We start from the raw sequence: 20,447 nt of genomic DNA, 5'->3' as shown, positions 1-20,447 counted from the left end.
TACTTACCTATTTTGCATGCGTATGCCTTAACCCGATGAGGGCTATAAGCATGTTGCAGGCTCACTAAAAAAAATTATATGAGAAAAACTTTACCAGCGTTTTTTCCATCAGTTTTTACGGCTTTTTCGGTAGCCCTTTTTTTAACAGGTATTGGCGCATCAACGGCCTATGGCGCAGGCCGCTTTGCAGAGCACAATAAACTAGTTAAGGACGGCGGGGATACGAAAAAGGTGAAAAAGCGAAAAATGATTAAGCCGATAGCCGACACACCTTTGGTACTAACGCCTGCCTTAACAGATACAACTGCCTACTATTCTGTGTTGTTTCGCAGGCAATTGAAACGCACCAGTATTGAGTCGGTAGGCGAAGTTTATAATGCCGACATCCGTAAAACCATTGCCGCCAATTTTGGCACCATGATAACCGGCAGGCTTGCGGGCCTCTACACACAGCAAACATCCGGAGCACCTGGTGGGGATGATGTATCGCTGCAGTTGCGCGGTCGTAATCCGGTTGTACTAATCGACGGTACACCTCAAAGCTTTTCATCAATTAATGCTGAGCAAATTGAGTCGATTACCGTTTTAAAAGATGCGCTTTCTACCGCAATGTACGGCTTGCGGTCCGCAAACGGACTTATCTTGATCACTACAAAAAAAGGCGATTCCCGCAGTAACACATTCTCATTTAATGCCCTGCAGGGTGTAACCCAACCGGTAAGCAAGCCTAAATTTTTAGACGCTTATAATTATGCCACACTTTATAACGAGGCTTTGACCAATGATGGCTATGCTGCTGCATATTCCCCTGCCGATTTGGAAGCCTTCAGAACCGGGAGCGACCCCTTGGGTCACCCTAACGTAAACTGGCAAAATGAGGTTTTGCGCAGCCGGGCAGCCTTTAGCAGCTATGATTTATCTGCTTCAGGAGGTAACAAAAGTGTACGCTATTTTGCCGATTTAAACTACTGGAAACAGCAAGGCTTTTTTAAAACGGATGCTGATCGGAGCTACAACACCAACGCAGATTATAGACGATACATTTTACGCACTAATGTTGAATTTGATATCAACAGATACTTATTAGCCAGTGTAAATCTATTTGGCCGGATACAGGATTTTAATGAACCCGGCGCTACTACCGAAACCATTTTAACCAACCTGCGCAACACGCCAAACAGCGCTTATCCGGTTTTTAATGCCAACGGCTCTCTTGCTGGCAATCTGAATTTTCAAAACAATATTTACGGACAGGTTTTTCAGTCGGGTTACCGCCCCTCAAACAGCCGCGATTTTAAGTTTGATGTAGCGCTGAAGGGTAATCTCGACCCTTTAATTAAAGGTATGTGGGCAAAAGCACTGGTTGCCATGCGCTCATACAGTTTAGAAGATGTAAACCGCAGCCGCGCGCTTGTAGTTTATGAGCCGTTGGCTGGCGCTAATGGCACTGCCACCTATCGGCAATACGGAAACATTGCCGACCAGGTAAACACGGCTACCATCAACACTCAAAACAGATTGAATTACACCGAGCTATCATTAGGGTATGATAAACATACCGGTGTACACCAGTTTAACGGTTTGCTGCTGGCCAATAACGATGTTCGGTCCATTAATAGTGATGTTTCCATACGATATGTAGGTCTGTCAGGTAATTTGTCTTACAGTTATAATGTTAAATATCTGGTTCAGGTATCTGCCGGCTACAATGGCTCTAATCATTTTGCTCAGGGCAATCGTTATGGTTTTTTCCCGGCTGTAGGTTTAGGCTGGGTTATTAATAAGGAACAGTTTTTAAGCAATACCCGCTGGTTAAATAACCTGAAGCTGCGGGCAACGTATGGCAAAACGGGTTATGATGCTTCCGGCTATTATGAGTACGAGCAGTATTATACATCAGGCAGTAATTACAATTTGGGCACAACTCCCACAACAGCCACCGGTTTAACGCTGGCTAACCTGGCCAACCCAAACCAAACCTGGGAAAAAGCCAATAAACTGAATATCGGATTAGATGCCGCCATGCTTAATAATGCAGTTACGTTTACCGTCGAATATTTTAACAACAAATATTACGACTTATTAGTAACCCGCGGCGGCAGCAGTAATTTGTTCGGTATAACCTATCCGGATGAAAACCTGGGTCAAAACCGCTACAGCGGCTTTGAGTTTCAGGCAGCCTATCAAAAGCAAAGCAAGTATTTTGGATTTTATGTATCACCCAATTTGACCATACAGCGCTCAAAAGTACTTTTCCAGGATGAGGTGACCTATCCTTACAGTTATATGCAGCGTACCGGTCAAACTGTTGGGCAAATTTATGGCTACCTGGCCGATGGATTGTTTCAAACACAAGCCGAAGCCAATGCGGCCGCTAAACCTTTTTCAACTGCGCGTGCAGGCGACATTAAGTACCGCGACATCAATAGCGACGGCGTTATTAACTCGTACGACCAAACCGTAATAGGCAACAAAGGGCCGCTTATTTATTACGGACTAAACCTAGGCGTGAATTGGAAAGGCATCGATGTATCTGCCTTGCTACAGGGCGTAAGCAACAGAAGTTTGATTGTGGGTAATACTGGAGTGGCTGGTTTGCCGCAAGGGGTGCCCGCCAGCAGTTATTTAATACCAGCTAACCAGGTTTGGGAGTTTCAGACCAACGGACGAGGACAGGCGTACGAAAGCAATTTAAATCGTTGGACCCCGGCTACCGCCGCTACAGCTACATATCCCAGAGCATCGGTAGGCACTAATTTAAATAACAGTCAGTTATCATCGTTTTGGGTACGCTCCGGTAATTATATGCGCTTAAAAAGTGTTGAACTGGGTTATACCCTGCCTTTACAGCTTACTGGTAAAATAGGGTTAAAACAAGCCCGCATTTATATCAACGGCTACAATTTATTTACGGCCACCAAACTTAAGGACGTTGATCCGGAGGGTTTCTCGGGCCTGTATCCGGTGCAGAAAATGTTTAACGCTGGTATAAACGTAAAATTTTAAAGCATTCACATGAAAAAATTATATATAGCTATAGCTTTTTTAATGAGCTTAACGGCTTGCAAGAAAGCGCTTGACGAGCAGCCGCTTGAAAAGATTACAGAAGACTATGTATTCGATGCCCGCGATTCTGTAGGCACACAAGCGTTGCAGGTTCTAAATGATATTTACAGCAATCTGCCCAATGGGTTTAACCGCATTGATGGTAACTTTTTAGATGCCGCTACTGATGATGCAGTATCATCAAGGGTTAATGCTGCAATTGTTAATCTCGCACAAAGCCGAATATCACCCACAACAAACCCTGATGATGCCTGGGCAAAGTATTACACGGGCATACGCAAGGTAAATCAATACATCAGCAAAGTAACCGTTATCCCCAATACCAACGTTAAGTTTTGGGTAGCCGAAGCCAAAGCCTTACGCGCTATATTCTATTTTGAATTACTAAAACGTTATGGGGGAATACCATTACTGGGCGATAGAGTTTATACACTGGCTGACAACATACAGGTAAAACGTAACACGTTTGCAGAATGTATAAACTATTTAGTAGCCGAATGTGATGCACTGTCACCACAACTCAGAACCGAAGCGCAAATTAACGCCAACCCGTCTGACTTTGGACGTATTTCAAAAGGAGCAGTGCTGTCATTAAAATCCAGGGTGTTACTTTACGCCGCAAGTCCGCTATTTAACGGCGGCGTGGCAGCCGGCGGAAATGCCGAACAGCGTTTGGTAGCGGGTTACCCTACCTATGATGTTACCCGTTGGACTGCCGCCGCCAACGCGGCCCGCGAGGTGATCAATTTGGGTAGCTACAGTTTGGATGCCTCATTCACTAACGTGTTTACCGCACGTAAAAGCAACGAAACTATTTTATCTTACCTCAGGGCAGTTACCAACGACCTGGAAGTAAATAACGGACCTGTGGGTTACGGCGTGGGTAGTACCGGTCAGGGCATTACCAGCCCTTCACAGGATTTGGTTGACGCATATCCTATGCTTAACGGGCAGCCTATTAATGAATCGGCTACTTATAATCCGGCTAACCCTTATGCCGGCCGCGATCCGCGTTTAGCTAATACCGTATTAACTAATGGTACTCGGTGGCTTAACCGCAATGTAGAAACGTTTGAAGGAGGCTTGGATAAACCTAATCGTGGTAACCAGGTACAAACACGTACGGGCTATTATCTACGTAAATTTTTAGGCAATTTTACCAGTGCCACTCAATATTCTACCCAAAACCATAACTACCCTATATTCAGGTATACCGAAATACTACTCAACTTTGCCGAAGCTTTGAATGAAAGTGCTGGTCCTACAACTGAGGTTTATAAGGCCTTAACCGATATACGCAAAAGAGCCGGTATTACTGCAGGCGCGGGCAACCTATATGGACTAAAAGCAAATATGACGCAAAACGAAATGCGCAATGCGATTAAGCTTGAACGCAGGATTGAATTGGCGTTTGAGGAACACCGCTACTGGGACTTACGCCGCTGGAAAGATGCTGAAATGGTATTAAACCGCAACGTGAATGGAGTTTCTATCACATTGAATTCCTCCACAAGTGTACTTTCTTACCAAAGTATTGTTGCCGACAAAACCATATTCTCCGCTCCTAAAATGTATTTGTATCCTATCTCTTCCGCCGAAACTGCGAAGAATAACCTGTTGGTACAAAATATTGGATGGTAGTGCTTAAAACCAATTGTAAATTTATGAGAAGACTATATACATTATTGATTTTAATCATCTGCTCGGTGCAGGTATGGGCTCAGCAGCAGGTGAGCGGAACGGTAAGCGATGCAAAAGGCGCCTTACCCGGCGTAACCATATTTGAAAAAGGTATGCCGCAAAATGGTGCCATGGCTGATAACGACGGACGTTTTAAAATAACCTTGAAAGGTACAAGCGGTACGTTGGTTTTTAGCTTTGTAGGTTATTTAACCAAAGAAGTTAGAGTTACCGGCAGTAACCTTAACGTAACCTTAGCAGCCGATGCCAAGGGGCTTGAAGAAGTAGTAATTGTGGGCTATGGCACGCAAAAAAAGATAACCAACACAGGCGCGGTAAGTGCTATATCAGGTAAAGATATCAGGCAAACGCCTTCGGCCAGTTTGCAAAATACGCTGATGGGGCGGGTGCCGAGTATAACCACGCAACAACAATCGGGCAGGCCCGGTGCCGATGGCGCCAGCATTCGCATACGTGGTATCAGCACTTATGGCGAGGGCGGCGGTAACCCGCTTATCATTGTTGATGATGTAGAATATCCTGGCCCGATAAGCGAGATTGACGCCGACCAGGTAGAAACCATATCAGTTTTAAAAGATGCGGCCACTACCTCCGTTTATGGGGTTAAAGGTGCAAACGGCGTTATCCTGATTACTACGCGCCGTGGTAAAGCTGGCGGTGCTAAAATGACGTTACGGAGCGAACTGGGCTTTCAGGTGCCAACAAAGTTACCCCAGTATTTGGACTCTTATGAAAGCGCCCGTTTAACCAACGTCGCTTTAGTAGGTGACGGTGGTACCCCGCGTTTTACCAATGCCGATTTAGAAGCTTTTAGAACAGGAAGCGACCCCTACGGCCATCCCAATATTGACTGGCTTAAAGAATTGCTCAGACCCAACACCATTCAAAGCCGCACTAACCTCAACATACAAGGTGGTACTGAAAAAATGAAGTACTTTATTGCAGGTGCTTATTTGTATCAGAATGGTGTAGTAAAGGATTTCGGGTCACCGGATGATATTCAGAATAACTATTACTACAAGCGCTACAATTTCAGATCTAATATTGATGTACAGCTTACTAAAACGCTGTTGCTGAACTTTGATCTTTCCGGAAATTTTGGCGAGCAAAATGTGCCGCACAGTTTAGGTAAAAATGGTGCCTTTACCAATAATATATTTTTAGAGATAAAAGATTATACGTCATTGCCGCCATTTGCTTATCAAATTTATAACCCCGATGGAAGCTATAGTTATAATCCGGCTTATCCTACCAGTATCGTTGGCCGTTTGGCAACCGGCGGTTACGAGCGCGATTACAATACCGATATTTTATCGAACATAAAGCTTACACAAAAATTGGATTTCATCACCAAGGGATTATCGGTCAGAGCGCTTATTGCCTATAATTCGAGATACGGTTATGCTCGTGATTTGACTCGCACCTACTTTCCTTCTTATATCTACAATCCGGCAACCGGTAAATATACACCCTATAATAACGGGTCGGCTTATGTAACCCGGCTTGAAAATTTAAGTTTGGCTTACAGCGCCAATGCCAATGCTTATAAACGGCTTAATACACAGTTTTCATTAAACTATGATAACAGGTTTGGCGACCACCGTATCTACGGTTTAGCTTTATTTAATCAATACAGCAATGTGCCTACTAGGGCAACATCCACAACCACCTATTTAGATGTGCCTATTAACTTTAGAGGTGCCACGGGCCGTATCGGTTATGATTACAAACAACGTTATCTATTAGAATTTAACGGCGCCTATAATGGTTCGAGCCAGTTTCCGTCAAATAGCCGATTCGGATTTTTCCCGTCTGTTTCGGCCGGTTGGAACATTGCCGAAGAAAGCTTCATGAAAAACAGTAAGGCGTTGGATTTTATTGGTTTGCTCAAGTTAAGAGGATCATATGGTTTAGTGGGCAGCGATGCTTTTACAGTTAGTGGTGATTATGCCTATCTGCAAACGTACCCACGCAGTGGCAGCGCCAATATTGGCGAAACACCTAACGCCGTTACACCCATTGTAGAAGGTCCGGCCGGGTCTGACATTACCTGGGAAAAAGAGCGTCAGCTAAATATTGGTATAGATATGACCTTATTTGATAACAAACTTAACATTACGGCTGATGTGTTTAACCGTAACCGATATGATATTTTAACCACCCGGCGCGATATTCCGGCTTTATTTGGTAACACAACCAACGCTGTAAACATAGGCCGGGTACGTAACAGGGGTTTTGAGGTGGATGCCCGTTATAACGGAAAAGCCGGTAAAGTAAACTACTTTGTGAGTGCTAATATATCAGTGGCCAAAAACAAAATCTTATACCAGTCTGAACCTAACCCGGCATATCCGTGGTTATCGTTAACCGGCTATCCGGTGGGTAGTATTTTGGGTTATAACTGGATAGGGTATTATCAAAGTGCCGACGAAATAGCCAATCCTAGTGTGCCTAAGCCGGTAAGTTCGGTAGTAGTTAAGCCAGGCGATTTAAAATACGCTGACTTAAACGGAGATGGTATTATTGATGTAAACGATCGTACAGTACTGCAATATCCAAACCTGCCCAATACTATTTTGGGTATGACTTTCGGATTTACTTACCGTAATTTCAGCTTTTCCAGCACGCTGCAAAGCGGTCTGAATTATAGCCTGCAGGGCGGATCGGCCGAGGTAAACCCGTTCCAGAATAATTTCCGGAAACTGCACTTAGATTACTGGACGCCTGAAAATACGAATCCCAGTTATCCACGTTTAACCGCCGTTTCTAACAGTTTGAATAATGCGCTTAGCTACGTGTCCGATTATTGGTACCGCCGCAGCGATTACCTGCGCCTTAAAACAGCCGAAATTTCTTACAGTTTACCCACTGCATTAATTAAGAAGCTGCATGTACTGGAAGGCGCCCGTATTTACGCCAACGGTTATAATCTATTCACCGTAGCGCTAAAGGGCAAGAGCAAGTTTGATATAGACCCCGAATCGGTTTCGGGTACAGGCAACGAGGGTACATATCCTCAGCAAAAAATTTATAATCTGGGCATTCAGTTATCATTTTAAAATTGAGATCATGAGAAAATATCTTTTATATATAGCAATTGCCGGGGTAGTAGCGGCTTTTTTCTCTTCATGCAGCAAAACAGGTATTCTCGACCCGAAATCGACTACGGATCTGAATAACGAAACTGTTTTTGCAGACAGTAGCCGAACTATTGATTTCTTGTTTAACCTTTATGCCGATGCCGGTTACACCTTTTCGTGGCGGCGTTTCTCGAACACAGCAAGCCTGGCCGAAGGTTCTGATGAGGCACATGGCAGCTATAATGGCCCTACCATCGTATATGTGATGGTGCTGAATGGCTCATTAAATGCACAAAGCACCAGTCCGTACGCAGATGCATGGACCACTGCCTATGAACGTATACGGTCAGCTAACGTATACCTGGCTAATGTGGATAAAAGCCCCATATCTGCCGCTTTAAAAGCACAGTCAAAAGCCGAAGCCCGATGCTTACGGGCTTGGTATTATTCGGTACTCCTTAAAAATTTTGGTGGCGTGCCGCTATTGGGCGACAAAGTGTTTGGCGCAGCAGACGTAATAGACGTGCCGCGCAATTCTTATGATGAATGTGTTAAGTACATTGTTTCGGAGCTTGATGCAGCCAGTCAGGTATTACCGGTTAATTATACTGCGGCTATTGATTATGGCAGAGTGACCAAAGGTGTTTGTCTGGCTATCAAGTCGAGGGTATTGTTGTTTGCGGCAAGTCCGCTCTTTAATGGCGGTAATATAGGCAAAACGCCGGAACAGCGCCGCGTGGTTGGTTATGAGTCTTATGATGCAAACCGCTGGCAGTTAGCTGCCGATGCTGCCAAAGCAGTAATGGACCTGAATGTTTATTCGTTGTATGAGGATAACGTTACGGCACCCGGTTATGGTTTTTCAAAAGTATTCTTAATGCGCAAGAACAGTGAGTACATCTTCAGCGGTATGCAAGCGCTCAATAAACTACTCGAAACCAATTTTGCGCCCCGTACCCGCAGCACATTTTCGGCAACGCCACGGGCAGTGCCCTCACAAAATTTAGCTGAAGCGTTTGGTATGCGTAATGGCAAAGCCATTACTGATCAAACTTCGGGCTATGATGATAAAAATCCGTTTGTTAATCGTGACCCTCGTTTTAACTATACATTCATTTACAATGGGTCGCTATGGTATTTAGGAAGTGCAGCCAGCAAACAACCGGTTTACACTTACGTAGGTGCACCTACAGACGGGTACGGGCAGATTGTTTATTCCACCGGGTATTTCTGGCGCAAAATGATGGATGAGAATACCTCTGGATCCAGTGGTGCCAATACCGAACGTTGCCTGCCACTCATTAGGTATGCCGAAATTTTGATGAACTATGCCGAAGCCAAAAATGAATTGGGCGATGTAAGTGCCGCTTATGATCAAATTAAAATAATAAGAAAACGGGCCGGAATATTGCCAGGCGCTGACGGTTTGTATGGGCTTAAGCCTAACATGACGCAGGCAGAAATGCGCCAGCAGATTTATAATGAAAAGATGGTGGAATTTGCCTGGGAAGATCATCGCTATTTTGATGTACGCCGTTGGAAAATAGCGACTCAAACTCAAAACGTCGTGCTTAAAGCCATGAAGATTACCCGGGTAAATGCCAGCAGTTATACCTATGAAGTGGTACCGGTTAATGCTAACAGCCAACACATTTTTAACGAAGCCAATTACTTTTTTCCCATCATGCAGTCTGAGATATCAAAAGTTCCTCAGCTGATTCAAAATCCAGGTTATTAATGACAGCTTCTATACGAAATAAGAGTGCTATAATGATGGTCATGCTAGCATTTACAGTGGTAATAGCTACAGCGCAGGTAACCGGTGTAAACCAACCTCCACAAGGTAATATGGCGGGCTGGACACAAGTGTTTTTGGAAGACTTTAAAACAGATGTTCCGTTAGGCGCCTTTCCGGGAAACGCTTATGGCAACAAATGGAGTGTATACAAAGACGGAACTGGAGTAACCAACCTGCCGCCTACCGGCAAGTACTATCCTTCAAAGGTGATTAGTGTTAAAGATGGCATTCTACGAGAGGATCTGCATACCGAAGACGGTATCAGCATGTCGGCTGCAATAAGTCCCCTCAAGGATGGAGCTTACTTAAGTCAGTTGTATGGTAAGTACAGCGTGCGGTTTAAGTATGTAGCAGCACCAGGCTACAAGTATGCCTGGTTGCTTTGGCCCAAAAGCAACAACTGGAATGATGGTGAGATAGATTTTGCAGAGGGGCATGATCAAAACGCATCAGCAGCTTTTTTACATTTTGAAGGCGCGCCACGTAAGCAAGACGAATTCAAAATACCCGAAGTGGATATGAGCCAATGGCACACCTTCAGTTGCGAGTGGACGCCCGGAAAAGTAGTTTTCAAATTAGACGATAAGATATTCGGCACATCTGAAAGAGCGGAAGTCCCCACTAAACGCATGCGCATGACCTTGCAATCCGAGTCGTGCGTGGGTTCACCGTGTCCTGACGCAGGCGCACGGGGCCTGGTTGAAATTGATTGGGTTGCCATATATGCCAAACAATGAAAAAGCTGCTATTATACCTTTTCTTATTTATTCAATTGAGTAACTGCGCTCATGCGCAGGAATTGATGGTGATCAAATCAGCCTACCTGCACGTGAACGATACCGTTCGTTTGTATAAACCCAAACAGTACGCGCATGGTCAAACCTACCCTACCGTTATCTTGCTACATGGGCATGGCGGCAACTACAAGGCATGGGGATACCTGGCTAACTTACAAAACCTGGCCGACGAATACGGGTTTATTATAGCCTGCCCCGACGGTTTACGCAGCAGTTGGTTTATGAATGCGCCCGACAAAAACGGTATGCAGTGGGAGAGCTTTTTTATAAACGAGTTCTTCCCCGAACTGAAACGCAAAGCCAGCGTAGATACAGGTAAAGTTTTTATTACCGGTAACAGCATGGGCGGGCATGGCGCTATGTGGCTTTTTTTGAGGCACCCAAACTTGTTTTTAAGTGCAGGAAGCACCTCCGGCGTACTTAACCTGCGCTATTCATCTTACAAAAACAAAAGCCTATCCGAAATACTGGGTGCTTACGCCGAAAATAACAAGCAGTTTGATGAGTATTCAAGCATCAACCAGCTAACCGCAGAAAAGGTAGGGGGCAAATATTTGATTTTTGACTGCGGCACCGAAGACTACCTGTATCCAGCCAACAAAAAGTTTAGAGAGCGGTGTGACTCGCTAAAAATAAAAGCGCTGTTTAGCGCCCAGCCCGGACGCCACCAACCTAATTACTGGAAATATACTATCCTCAACCACTTCAGATTTTTTTCGGCACTGGTAAAAAAAGAATTGCCCGATCAGGACTATGTGAAACCGGTTAAACCATAAAATATACATGTCAGTAAACAGAAGAAAATTTATTGAAACATCTGGCAAAGCGCTGGCAGGTACTTTTCTGTTACCTCATGCCGCTCTTTCAGCAATAAAAGAACCAAACAATGGTATGCAAACGGATGCCTTGAAATCGGTAAAAGCCATTGCACCTAAACGTATTCTGTTGCGTTCGGCTTGGGCGGTTTCAAACATTGGTGATATAGGCCATACGCCTGGCACACTGCATATATTGGAAGAGCACCTGCCTGATGCTGAGGTTACCTTATGGCCGGTTATCATAAATGCCGAGGTTGAAAGCATGCTGCTCCGGCGCTTTCCCAAATTAAAGATTATCAAGGGTAATCTAACTTCAGGCGAGGGCGCTCCGCTGAATCCGGATATTTTACAGGCTTTTGAACAAACCGATTTCTTTTTATACAACTCGGGCATGCACTTTAATTACGGCCTTTTCAACTACGAATGGAATGGCTTGATGGGTTTAATGAGTCAGTTTTTCATTTGTCAAAAGCTTGGTAAGCCTTATGGTATGTTTGGCCATTCGTTTGATTTGTGGGCCCAGCCCAGCCCTTATGTATTTGCATCCGTGCTTAACAAAGCCGCTTTTATTTATTGCCGCGACGGGGAATCGTTAAAGTATATCAAGGAAAATGGTATTAAAGCGCCAGTAATGGAGTTTGGCCCCGATGGATGCTTCGGCATTGATACCCTCGACGAGCAAAAAGGTTCAGCCTATTTAAAGACGAATGGTTTGAAGGAAAATGATTTCATGGCGCTCATTATCCGAAGCTATACACCTAAACCCGAAGCTACCGCAAACAACAAGGATAAATTAAACCCCTACCAACCTACGCCCGAGCAGCAGGAGTTGGACCGTGCGCGATTTGCCAAAATTAATGCACTGGTTACCGCCTGGGTACGCCAAACAAAAAAGAAAGTTTTGTTGGCTCCCGAAGCCTTTAAAGAAATTACGGCAGCCAAAGCCTTGGTGTACGACCAGCAGCCTGATGACGTAAAGCCCTACTTGGTTCACCGCCATGAGTTTTGGAATGCTGATGAAGCACTATCGGTTTATAAAAGGGCCCGGGTAGTGATGGGAATGGAGCCGCATTCGCTCATTATGGCTTTGGCTGTAGGCGTGCCCGTCATACATACATGCCCGTTTAGCTTTGGTAAAAAGGGCTGGATGTTTAGAGATATTGGCCTGCCTGAGTGGCTGTTCGATATAGATAAGGACGACACCGCTACTATGCAGCAAGCCTTATTTCATATTCATAACAACCACACGGCAGCACGCAACAAAGCGGCCAAGGCCATGCAGTTTGTAAAGCAACGGCAAAAAGATGCCATGCAGGTACTCAAATTATCTATCAAATAAGGAAATGGAATTAGTAGAGGTTGAAACCAAAATAACAGACAAGCGCATATGGCCATTGCTATTGCAAGCGCCGGTTATAGTAGCGGCGCTGGGTTATTTTGTTGATATATACGATTTGTTGCTTTTTAGTATTGTACGTATCTCCAGTTTGCAAGGTATAGGTGTGGCCAGCACCAACATGATGCGCGACGGTATTTTATTGATAAACGTGCAGATGATAGGTTTGCTGTTGGGTGGCATATTATGGGGTATACTGGGTGATAAAAAGGGCAGGCTTTCTGTACTGTTTGGCTCTATACTTATTTATTCTGTTGCTAACATAATGAACGGTATGGTTACCAGCATCACACAATATGCCATATTGCGTTTTGTTGCCGGTGTGGGCCTTGCCGGCGAACTTGGGGCAGGCATAACGCTGGTAGCCGAAATTTTACCTAAAAAGGTGCGGGGTTACGGTACGGCTATGGTAGCTTCAGTAGGTTTATTGGGCGCCGTACTAGCTTACTTCGTAGCTAAGTATTTTGACTGGCGAACAACTTATTACATTGGCGGCGGCTTAGGCATGCTATTGCTGCTGTTGCGCATAAGCGTTGCCGAATCTCATTTATACCAGGCTACCCAGCAGGCCAAAGTAGAAAAAGGCAACATCCTGGTTTTGTTTACCAGTGCCAAGCGGTTTTTTAAATACATACGCTGTATTGCCATAGGGTTGCCTATATGGTTCGTTATTGGTATCCTGATCACCTTTTCGCCCGAGCTGAGCCACGCTATGGGGCTTTCCTTCACGGCAAGTTCTGGCACTGCTGTAATGTACTGCTATATAGGTATGGCCATTGGCGATATTAGTAGCGGGCTGGTTAGCCAGTATTTGAACAGCCGCAAAAAAGCGGTGGCGCTTTTTATGGCGTTTACGATAATCAGCATTGCGCTTTATCTCACTTTTTCATCAGCCAGCTCCACTTACTTCTATGCAATATGCCTGGTTGGCGGTTTTTCAATTGGTTTTTGGGCCATGTTTGTTACCATCGCGGCCGAACAGTTTGGCACCAACCTGCGATCAACCGTAGCTACTACGGTGCCCAATTTTGTACGGGGCGCTGTAGTGCCGCTTACTTACTTTTTTCAGCAATTGGGTACGGCCACTAACTTGGTTACCAGCGCCTGGATAGTGGGATTGGTAACCCTGGCGTTGGCAGCCTTGGCGCTATGGCAAATGGAAGAAACTTTTGGCAAAGATTTAAACTATACTGAATAATGGCACCACTAGTGAATAAAAGTCTTTTAAGCTTCTTAATGGTATTAGGGTGCTTCTTCTATGGGATCAATGTATCAGCGCAGGTGTCGGTGAATGAGGTGCCGTTAATCGGAGCTGAAGTGTTTATAGAGCCGGGCCAAAATGAAAACGATGTAGACACCTGGTTTAAGCGGATGAAAGAGTGTGGCATGACTATTACCCGCATACGCATGTTTGAAAGCTATATGCACAAGCCCGACGGTAGCTGGGACTATAGTTTGTTTGACAGAGCCTTTAAAGCCGGAGAAAAATATAATATTAAGATATATGCCAATTTATTTCCGGCTACTGATTTTGATGATGTGGGCGGCTTCAAGTTTCCGCGGAGCGAGGCGCACTTAAAAAGTATCAGCAATTACATCAAAAATCTGGCTGGGCATTTTAAACAATTTAAATCGCTTTATGGTTGGGTGCCCATTAACGAGCCTGGATGCGGGCATTACCCTAAACAGGAGTTTACCAATTTAAAACTGGCCGAGTGGAAGAAACTGCAGCCCGTAGCCGCTTTTAACAAAAACAGCTATGTGCATTTCGATTTTGCCGACGAACGTTTTTTGGTAGATTATAATACGTGGTTTTTAAAGTGGCTTACCGATGAAATACATAGGTATGATAATGGTCGCCCGGTGCATGTAAACAACCATGCCATTTTTAAAAATGCAGCCGAATACGACTTTCCGAAATGGCGTACTTTTTTAACAAGCCTGGGTGGCTCAGCCCATGCAAGCTGGCATTTTGATTACTTTAAACGCAGCCAGTATGCGATGGCTTTGTCAGCCAACAGCGAAATTCTGCGTTCAGGAGCGGGTTCAATACCTTGGTTGATGACCGAACTGCAAGGCGGAAACAATACTTTTAGCGGTAACCAAGCCATGTGCCCAACCAGTCAGGAAATAAGCCAATGGATTTGGACTACATTGGCAACAGGTAGTAAAGGTGCTATATTTTGGTGCCTAAACCCCCGTATGTCGGGCATCGAAGCTGGTGAGTGGGCTCTGCTCAACTTTCAAAACCAGCCGAGTGATCGTATGCTGGCTATTGGTCAAATCACTAGCACCATTGGTGCTCATGCACAGCTGTTTGCAAACGCACAGGTACAGGAGTCGGGCATCAATATCTTGTATGTTCGTCAAAGTATGTGGGTGGAAAAGAAACAATCGCTCGATTTTGCCAACGATTTTGAGGCCCGAAAACCCGGAGCGGTTATGAAATCGGCACTAGCCTATTTTGAAGCTCTAAGTCAGTTAGGCTTACAGGCCAATATGAAAGAGATAGCCGAGTTTGATTTTGGCAGCGATGATTATACCGGTAAAACAATCATTCTGTCTAACCAAATTGCTATACCCACCGCTTATTATTCCAAACTCAAAAGCTTTGTACAAAAAGGGGGTAAGTTAATTGCGGATGGCTCAACCGCTTACTACAATGAAAATGCTATCTGTGTAATGAATAATAAATTTCCGCTTAAAGATTTATTTGGAGGAGTGATTAAAGAGTACAAAATGCGCGACACCTTATACAATGTAAAGTTGAACGGTTACACACAGGATTTTAAAGCACATGCCTGGCAAGGTTACATTGAACCCGCTACGGGGCAGTCGTTAGGTAAGGTCGGAAACGAGGTAATCGCATTAGAAAACACTTACGGCAAAGGGAAAACACTTTGGATTCCCTCACTATTAGGATTGGGAAGCCGGCTGCAAAACGACTATAACAACTTAGGTAATTTGCTTTGCAATGAGGTTAACTTAAAGGATGTTGCTTTTCGTTTTCCAAACCTGGAAAAAGATATGATGATGAAAACCCTGAAGTCAGGCAATAGCTACTTAACGGTTATCATTAACAAATCAGGACAAAAAAAGGAGCTAACGCTGGCTGGTTCAAAAAGTGAGTATAAGTCTCAATTATTGTATACTAACTCGGGCGGTGCTGTAAACGGCAAGGTAGTTTCTATATTGCCCGAGGAAACTTTGGTCATTAAATGGGATAAGAATTAAGTTAATGCGCTTCAATTACTACTTCAAGCTGTTGCTTTGCACCCTGCTTGTCTGCATAGGGCAGGTAAAATTGCATGCTCAGGTTATTGAAAAAATAAACAGTAACTGGTTTTTTTACAAGGGTGTGTTTACTAACCCCAACCCCGCAATAGGTGAAATCAAGGCTGTTGCAAATCCTGTAAACTTGCCACATACCTGGAACCGCGAGGATGCTTTTGGTAAATACACAGCCATGTATAAAGGTGCAGGGTGGTATTTCAAATTCTTAAACATAGCAGTACTTCCGCAAGAGCGTATTTACCTGAAGTTTGACGGCGTATTGCTCACCGCCGAAGTTTATGTGAATGGTAAATTGGTAGGTAAACATGCAGGGGGCTATACAGCGTTTGTACTGGATATTACCGATTACGTCAATCATCAGCAAGAGAATGTAATTGCGGTAAAGGCGGATAATAGTCCAAACCCGCAAGTGGCCCCTCTGTCAGGAGATTTTACCCGTTACGGAGGCATATATCGTAATGTGTGGCTCATCAAAAAAAAGGCTTTGCATATAGCCTACACTTACGGTGCCGAAAATGTACAAATTACTACTCCAATAGTAAGTGCCGAGACAGCGCAAGTAACTATTAAAGCGCATATAGTTAACGAGGGTAAAGCGACAGCTAGCGTAAGCGTACGCAATTCTTTGTATAGTCCGGATGGAGAGCTTCTATCAACCCGCACTTCTAAGTTGAATGTTAAATCCGGAAAAGAAACTGGTTTTAGTACAAATATGCCTAATATAGGCAAGCCCAAACTGTGGCACCCCGATCATCCCTGGCTATATCAGGTAAAAACGGAGATTGTGCAAAATGGTGAAGTACGTGACGTAGTATCCAATGCTATTGGTATACGCTGGTTTAAAATTACGCCCGACAAAGGCTTTTTTCTGAACGGCGAACCGCTAAAACTAAACGGGGCCTGCCGGCATCAGGATGTGGAAGGTTTGGCCAGCGCACTTCCTGATGAGCGGCATGAACAGGATATGAAACTGTTAAAGCAAATGGGCGCTAACTTCACCCGCCTGGCCCATTACCCACAGGATAAAGCAGTACTGGATGCTTGTGACCGTTTGGGGTTGCTGGTATGGATGGAAACCCCCAACGTGGATTTTATTGATACGTCGGCCGCTTATGCTGCAAACAGTAAAAACCAGCAGTTGGAGATGATCAGGCAAAATTTCAATCACCCATCAGTGATATTCTGGGGTTTTATGAATGAAATTTTGATCGGTCTTTTCCGGCACTACACAGACTCGGTTTCGCAACACAAAGCTATCCGTCAAACGCAGATTCTTGCGAAAGAGCTTAATCAGCTCTCTAAAACAGAAGATCCTGCTCGATTAACCGCTATAGCCTTTCATGGCGATGAGGTGTACAACAAGTACAATCTGGGCAATATTACTGATGTGGTTGGATGGAATTTGTATTCGGGCTGGTATGGTAATGATTTTGCTGCATTTGACCGGTTTATTGACGAGCAGCACCAACGCTACCCCAAACGGTCACATATTATTAGCGAATACGGTGCGGGAAGTGATGGGCGTATCAACACTTTAGCCCCCGAGCAGTTTGACTTTAGCATGCAATGGCAGCAGCAGTTTGTAGAGTATTATCTAAACGCTATGCAAAAGCGGGATTGGCTTGCTGGTTCGGCCGCCTGGTTGCTGGCCGATTTTGGTAGCGAAGTGCGCGAAGAAACCATGCCACGTATAAATAATAAAGGCATTGTATTTTTTGATCGCCGTAAAAAAGATGTGTTTTATTATTACCAGGCATTTTTTCAAAAAAAACGGCCTGTACTACATATTGCCACCCGCGATTGGCCGGATAGAAAAATGCAGGCCCAAGAAGGAAATAATAATATAATAAACAACGAAATAAAGGTTTATACGAATGCCCTCAATGTGCAACTATATTGCAATGGGCGTTTAATAGGCGAGCAGCAGGTTAAAAACTGTTCGGCTGTATTTAAAGTTCCTTTGAACTCAGGCCAAAATCAATTGATGGCTCAAGCAGTATTCAACAATGAAAAAGTTGTTGATTATGCTGGTGTCGACATGCAAATCAGGCCGTTTCAGCTTAAACAAGACACAGCTTTTTCTATTGGCATTAACTGTGGGAGTAATGTATGGTACTATGATACGGACAGGAATTACATTTTTGAACCCGATAAGCCGTATCAGAAAGGTAATTGGGGTTATATAAACGGCGATGTTTACCGCCCGGTAGCCAACCGTATAGGCCACCAATTGCAAATTGCACAAACCCGGCAAGACCCCCTTTATCAAACGCTTAGGGTTGATGCGCAAGCTTACCAGTTTGATGTAGCCGACGGTGAATATGAGGTGACCTTGGAGTTTGTCGATCCCGGCGTAGCACGAAACACATTGATTAATGACATTGGTACGCAGGCTCAACAACAAAGCCAGAAGCGAATATTTAGTGTTGTTTTAAACGGAAAGGTTGTCATTAATAATCTTAACCTGCTGTACGATTTTGGAACACGTGTGCTGGTACAACGATCATTCCTATTACAGGTCTCGGAAAAAAAGGGAATTAATATTGCATTTCAAGCCTTACAAGGCAAGCCGATCATCAATGCTATACGCATCCAGCGCCGTTAAATATCGTTGTTTTCAGTTAAGCATGAGTTGACTGCAGAAAAATCTACTTCTTATTAGCATTAATTCGTTTCAGCAATAGATATGGTTAAATCAGCAAATGAGTCTTTTTTCAAAACAGTTTATTTGTTTAATCCGCTGCGGGTATAATCTGAGCCGGTAGCGGCAATTATAAACCAATCAACATTTTAAACAACTATGAAGGAATTATTCAGCATGCTGGTGGCATGTTGCTGCTTGGCAGTAGCGTGTAAAAAATCGGCAATTCCCGACAACAATGAAGAGGTTGCCGGCAATGGTAAAACTGTTGCAACCTTTACTCCTCCCTTAAACGACTTAACCAAATGGAAAGGCATGACATGGGGTGGCCCCTGGCAAAAGTGGGGTGGTGGTACCGATGCAGGCCCTTACAATGCCGCTGGTGTAGCCAGCGATATCGCTGACTTGGACGATTTAGGCGTTGACTGGGTGAGGTTAGCATTTAAAGTAGGCCAGTCTTATACCGCAACTGTAGACCCGAAAGTAGATGCTGCGCTTGAAGCTGGAGCCAGTATTTTAATGCGTTATTCAAAGGGCGCTCCTGAAGGAGATTACGGTACCGAAGCACAAGAGATTTTGAACGAAAACTTTTTGAAAGCAACCGTTGAGCGTTATAAGGACCGGATTAAATACTGGGAAATTGGTAATGAGCCCAACCAGGCCAATTCTTGGGATTTAGGCGATCGTGTAGGCGAGGGATCAACAGATCCAACTACACCTTACAACGTAGGCGTGCACAAATATATCCTACACCTGCAACGAAGCTATAATGCCATTAAATCGGTTGATCCTAACGCTGTAGTGTTACTAGGCGGCCTCTCTAATTACCATTTTGAAGCCTTTATGGCCAGGTTAAAAGCCGAAGGTGCCTACGCTTATATGGATGAGTTAAATTTTCATCCTTATGCTGGCAGTCCGGCTGGTGTAATCAGTACGTTAAATGAATTTAAGGCCCTACAGGCCTCGTGGCCATCGCCGCACAACCAAAAACCTATCTGGATAACTGAAATAGGTTATAACAGCAATCCTAACTGGTCATACACTTCTAATGTGCCCGATGAGGCTACCAAAGCCACTTACTGTACGCAAACTATGTATGCCTTGGTTAACAACCTCAATCCAATCAGGCCAATTTTTTGGTATAATTTGCATGAGTCGAGTTGTGTAAATGGCTTTGGCCTTACTCAAAAGTGTATAAGCGGCAGCACGCTCCAAGTAACCAAGTTTGATGCCTATAATGCCTTTAAAGCGTTATCATACACTAACGTGCCAGGCGGTACGGCAGCTACCGTGCCATTTACTGATGATTTTAACAATCAAACAACGAGCAACGCACCTGCTAACTGGTTGGTGTTAAATGGCTTAAGCACCAATGCGGTTATTGCTGATATTCCATCAGCAACTAATAAAAGTATATTGCTTACTGATAACAGCAGTTCGGGCACCGTATCGGTCAAAAGAAGTTTTAATGCGCAGTTTAATACACTTAATATTGAGTATAAATTTAACGAAAACAACACTAATAAATTCAACCGTTATCGCGTGCTGTGTAATGGCGTAGTACCTATAGAGCTGGCCACTGCGTACAACAGTACCAGTAATCAGTTAAGTTATGTGAACGCATCTAACACCCGCGTAGCCGTTCAGCCTGTTTCGGCTAATACCTGGTATACCGTTAAATTAGCTATCAACATTGTCGCTCAAACATTCGACATTTATGTAAACGGAACTTTAAAGGTTTCGGCAGTGCCGTTCAAAGCTAACGCAGGGTACATCGACTCATTTTCAGTCGAAACAGGCTCTAGCTACACAGGTATTTCTGCTTATATTGATGACCTGAGTATAACAAATTAACA

11 protein-coding genes are annotated in these 20,447 nt (G+C 44.2%); all 11 read left to right on the top strand.

What is annotated here, in order from left to right; genetic code table 11:
* Positions 1 to 78: 78 nt before the first annotated feature.
* The 11 genes from ABDD95_RS17605 to ABDD95_RS17555 all read left to right on the top strand — a co-directional run bounded on the left by ABDD95_RS17605 (position 79) and on the right by ABDD95_RS17555 (position 20,445).
* Positions 79 to 3,006 (top strand): SusC/RagA family TonB-linked outer membrane protein, encoded by a 2,928-nt coding sequence (locus ABDD95_RS17605; RefSeq protein ID WP_345948651.1) that lies wholly within the window; start codon positions 79 to 81, stop codon positions 3,004 to 3,006.
* Between the two features lie 9 nt (positions 3,007 to 3,015).
* Positions 3,016 to 4,707, top strand: a complete 1,692-nt coding sequence (locus ABDD95_RS17600) for a RagB/SusD family nutrient uptake outer membrane protein (RefSeq protein WP_345948650.1) — start codon at positions 3,016 to 3,018, stop codon at positions 4,705 to 4,707.
* Positions 4,708 to 4,730: 23 nt separating this feature from the next.
* On the top strand, positions 4,731 to 7,826 hold the full coding sequence (locus ABDD95_RS17595; protein ID WP_345948649.1) for a TonB-dependent receptor: 3,096 nt from the start codon (positions 4,731 to 4,733) through the stop codon (positions 7,824 to 7,826).
* 10 nt (positions 7,827 to 7,836) lie between these two features.
* Positions 7,837 to 9,585, top strand: coding sequence for a RagB/SusD family nutrient uptake outer membrane protein (locus ABDD95_RS17590; RefSeq protein ID WP_345948648.1), 1,749 nt, complete (start codon positions 7,837 to 7,839; stop codon positions 9,583 to 9,585).
* A gap of 41 nt (positions 9,586 to 9,626) precedes the next feature.
* On the top strand, positions 9,627 to 10,382 hold the full coding sequence (locus ABDD95_RS17585) for a glycoside hydrolase family 16 protein (protein ID WP_345948647.1): 756 nt from the start codon (positions 9,627 to 9,629) through the stop codon (positions 10,380 to 10,382).
* On the top strand, positions 10,379 to 11,218 hold the full coding sequence (locus tag ABDD95_RS17580; RefSeq protein ID WP_345948646.1) for an alpha/beta hydrolase family protein: 840 nt from the start codon (positions 10,379 to 10,381) through the stop codon (positions 11,216 to 11,218). Before ABDD95_RS17585 ends, ABDD95_RS17580 begins: the two co-directional genes overlap by 4 nt.
* Positions 11,219 to 11,225: 7 nt before the next feature.
* Entirely contained in the window at positions 11,226 to 12,599 is a 1,374-nt protein-coding gene (locus tag ABDD95_RS17575) for a polysaccharide pyruvyl transferase family protein (protein WP_345948645.1), read from the top strand.
* A 4-nt stretch (positions 12,600 to 12,603) separates the two neighbouring features.
* Positions 12,604 to 13,854, top strand: coding sequence for an MFS transporter (locus ABDD95_RS17570; protein WP_345948644.1), 1,251 nt, complete (start codon positions 12,604 to 12,606; stop codon positions 13,852 to 13,854).
* A complete protein-coding gene (locus ABDD95_RS17565) occupies positions 13,854 to 15,890 on the top strand; it encodes a beta-galactosidase trimerization domain-containing protein (protein ID WP_345948643.1) in 2,037 nt (678 codons plus the stop codon). Before ABDD95_RS17570 ends, ABDD95_RS17565 begins: the two co-directional genes overlap by 1 nt.
* A 4-nt stretch (positions 15,891 to 15,894) precedes the next feature.
* Positions 15,895 to 18,555, top strand: coding sequence for a glycoside hydrolase family 2 TIM barrel-domain containing protein (locus ABDD95_RS17560; protein WP_345948642.1), 2,661 nt, complete (start codon positions 15,895 to 15,897; stop codon positions 18,553 to 18,555).
* A 195-nt stretch (positions 18,556 to 18,750) separates the two neighbouring features.
* A complete protein-coding gene (locus ABDD95_RS17555) occupies positions 18,751 to 20,445 on the top strand; it encodes a glycosyl hydrolase (protein WP_345948641.1) in 1,695 nt (564 codons plus the stop codon).
* Positions 20,446 to 20,447 lie beyond the last annotated feature (2 nt).

Origin of the sequence: Mucilaginibacter sp. PAMB04274 (genome assembly GCF_039634385.2) — a bacterium.
Taxonomy (GTDB): domain Bacteria; phylum Bacteroidota; class Bacteroidia; order Sphingobacteriales; family Sphingobacteriaceae; genus Mucilaginibacter.
The sequence above is the reverse complement of the archived record's forward strand: the minus strand, read 5'-3'. Positions and strand labels throughout refer to the sequence as shown.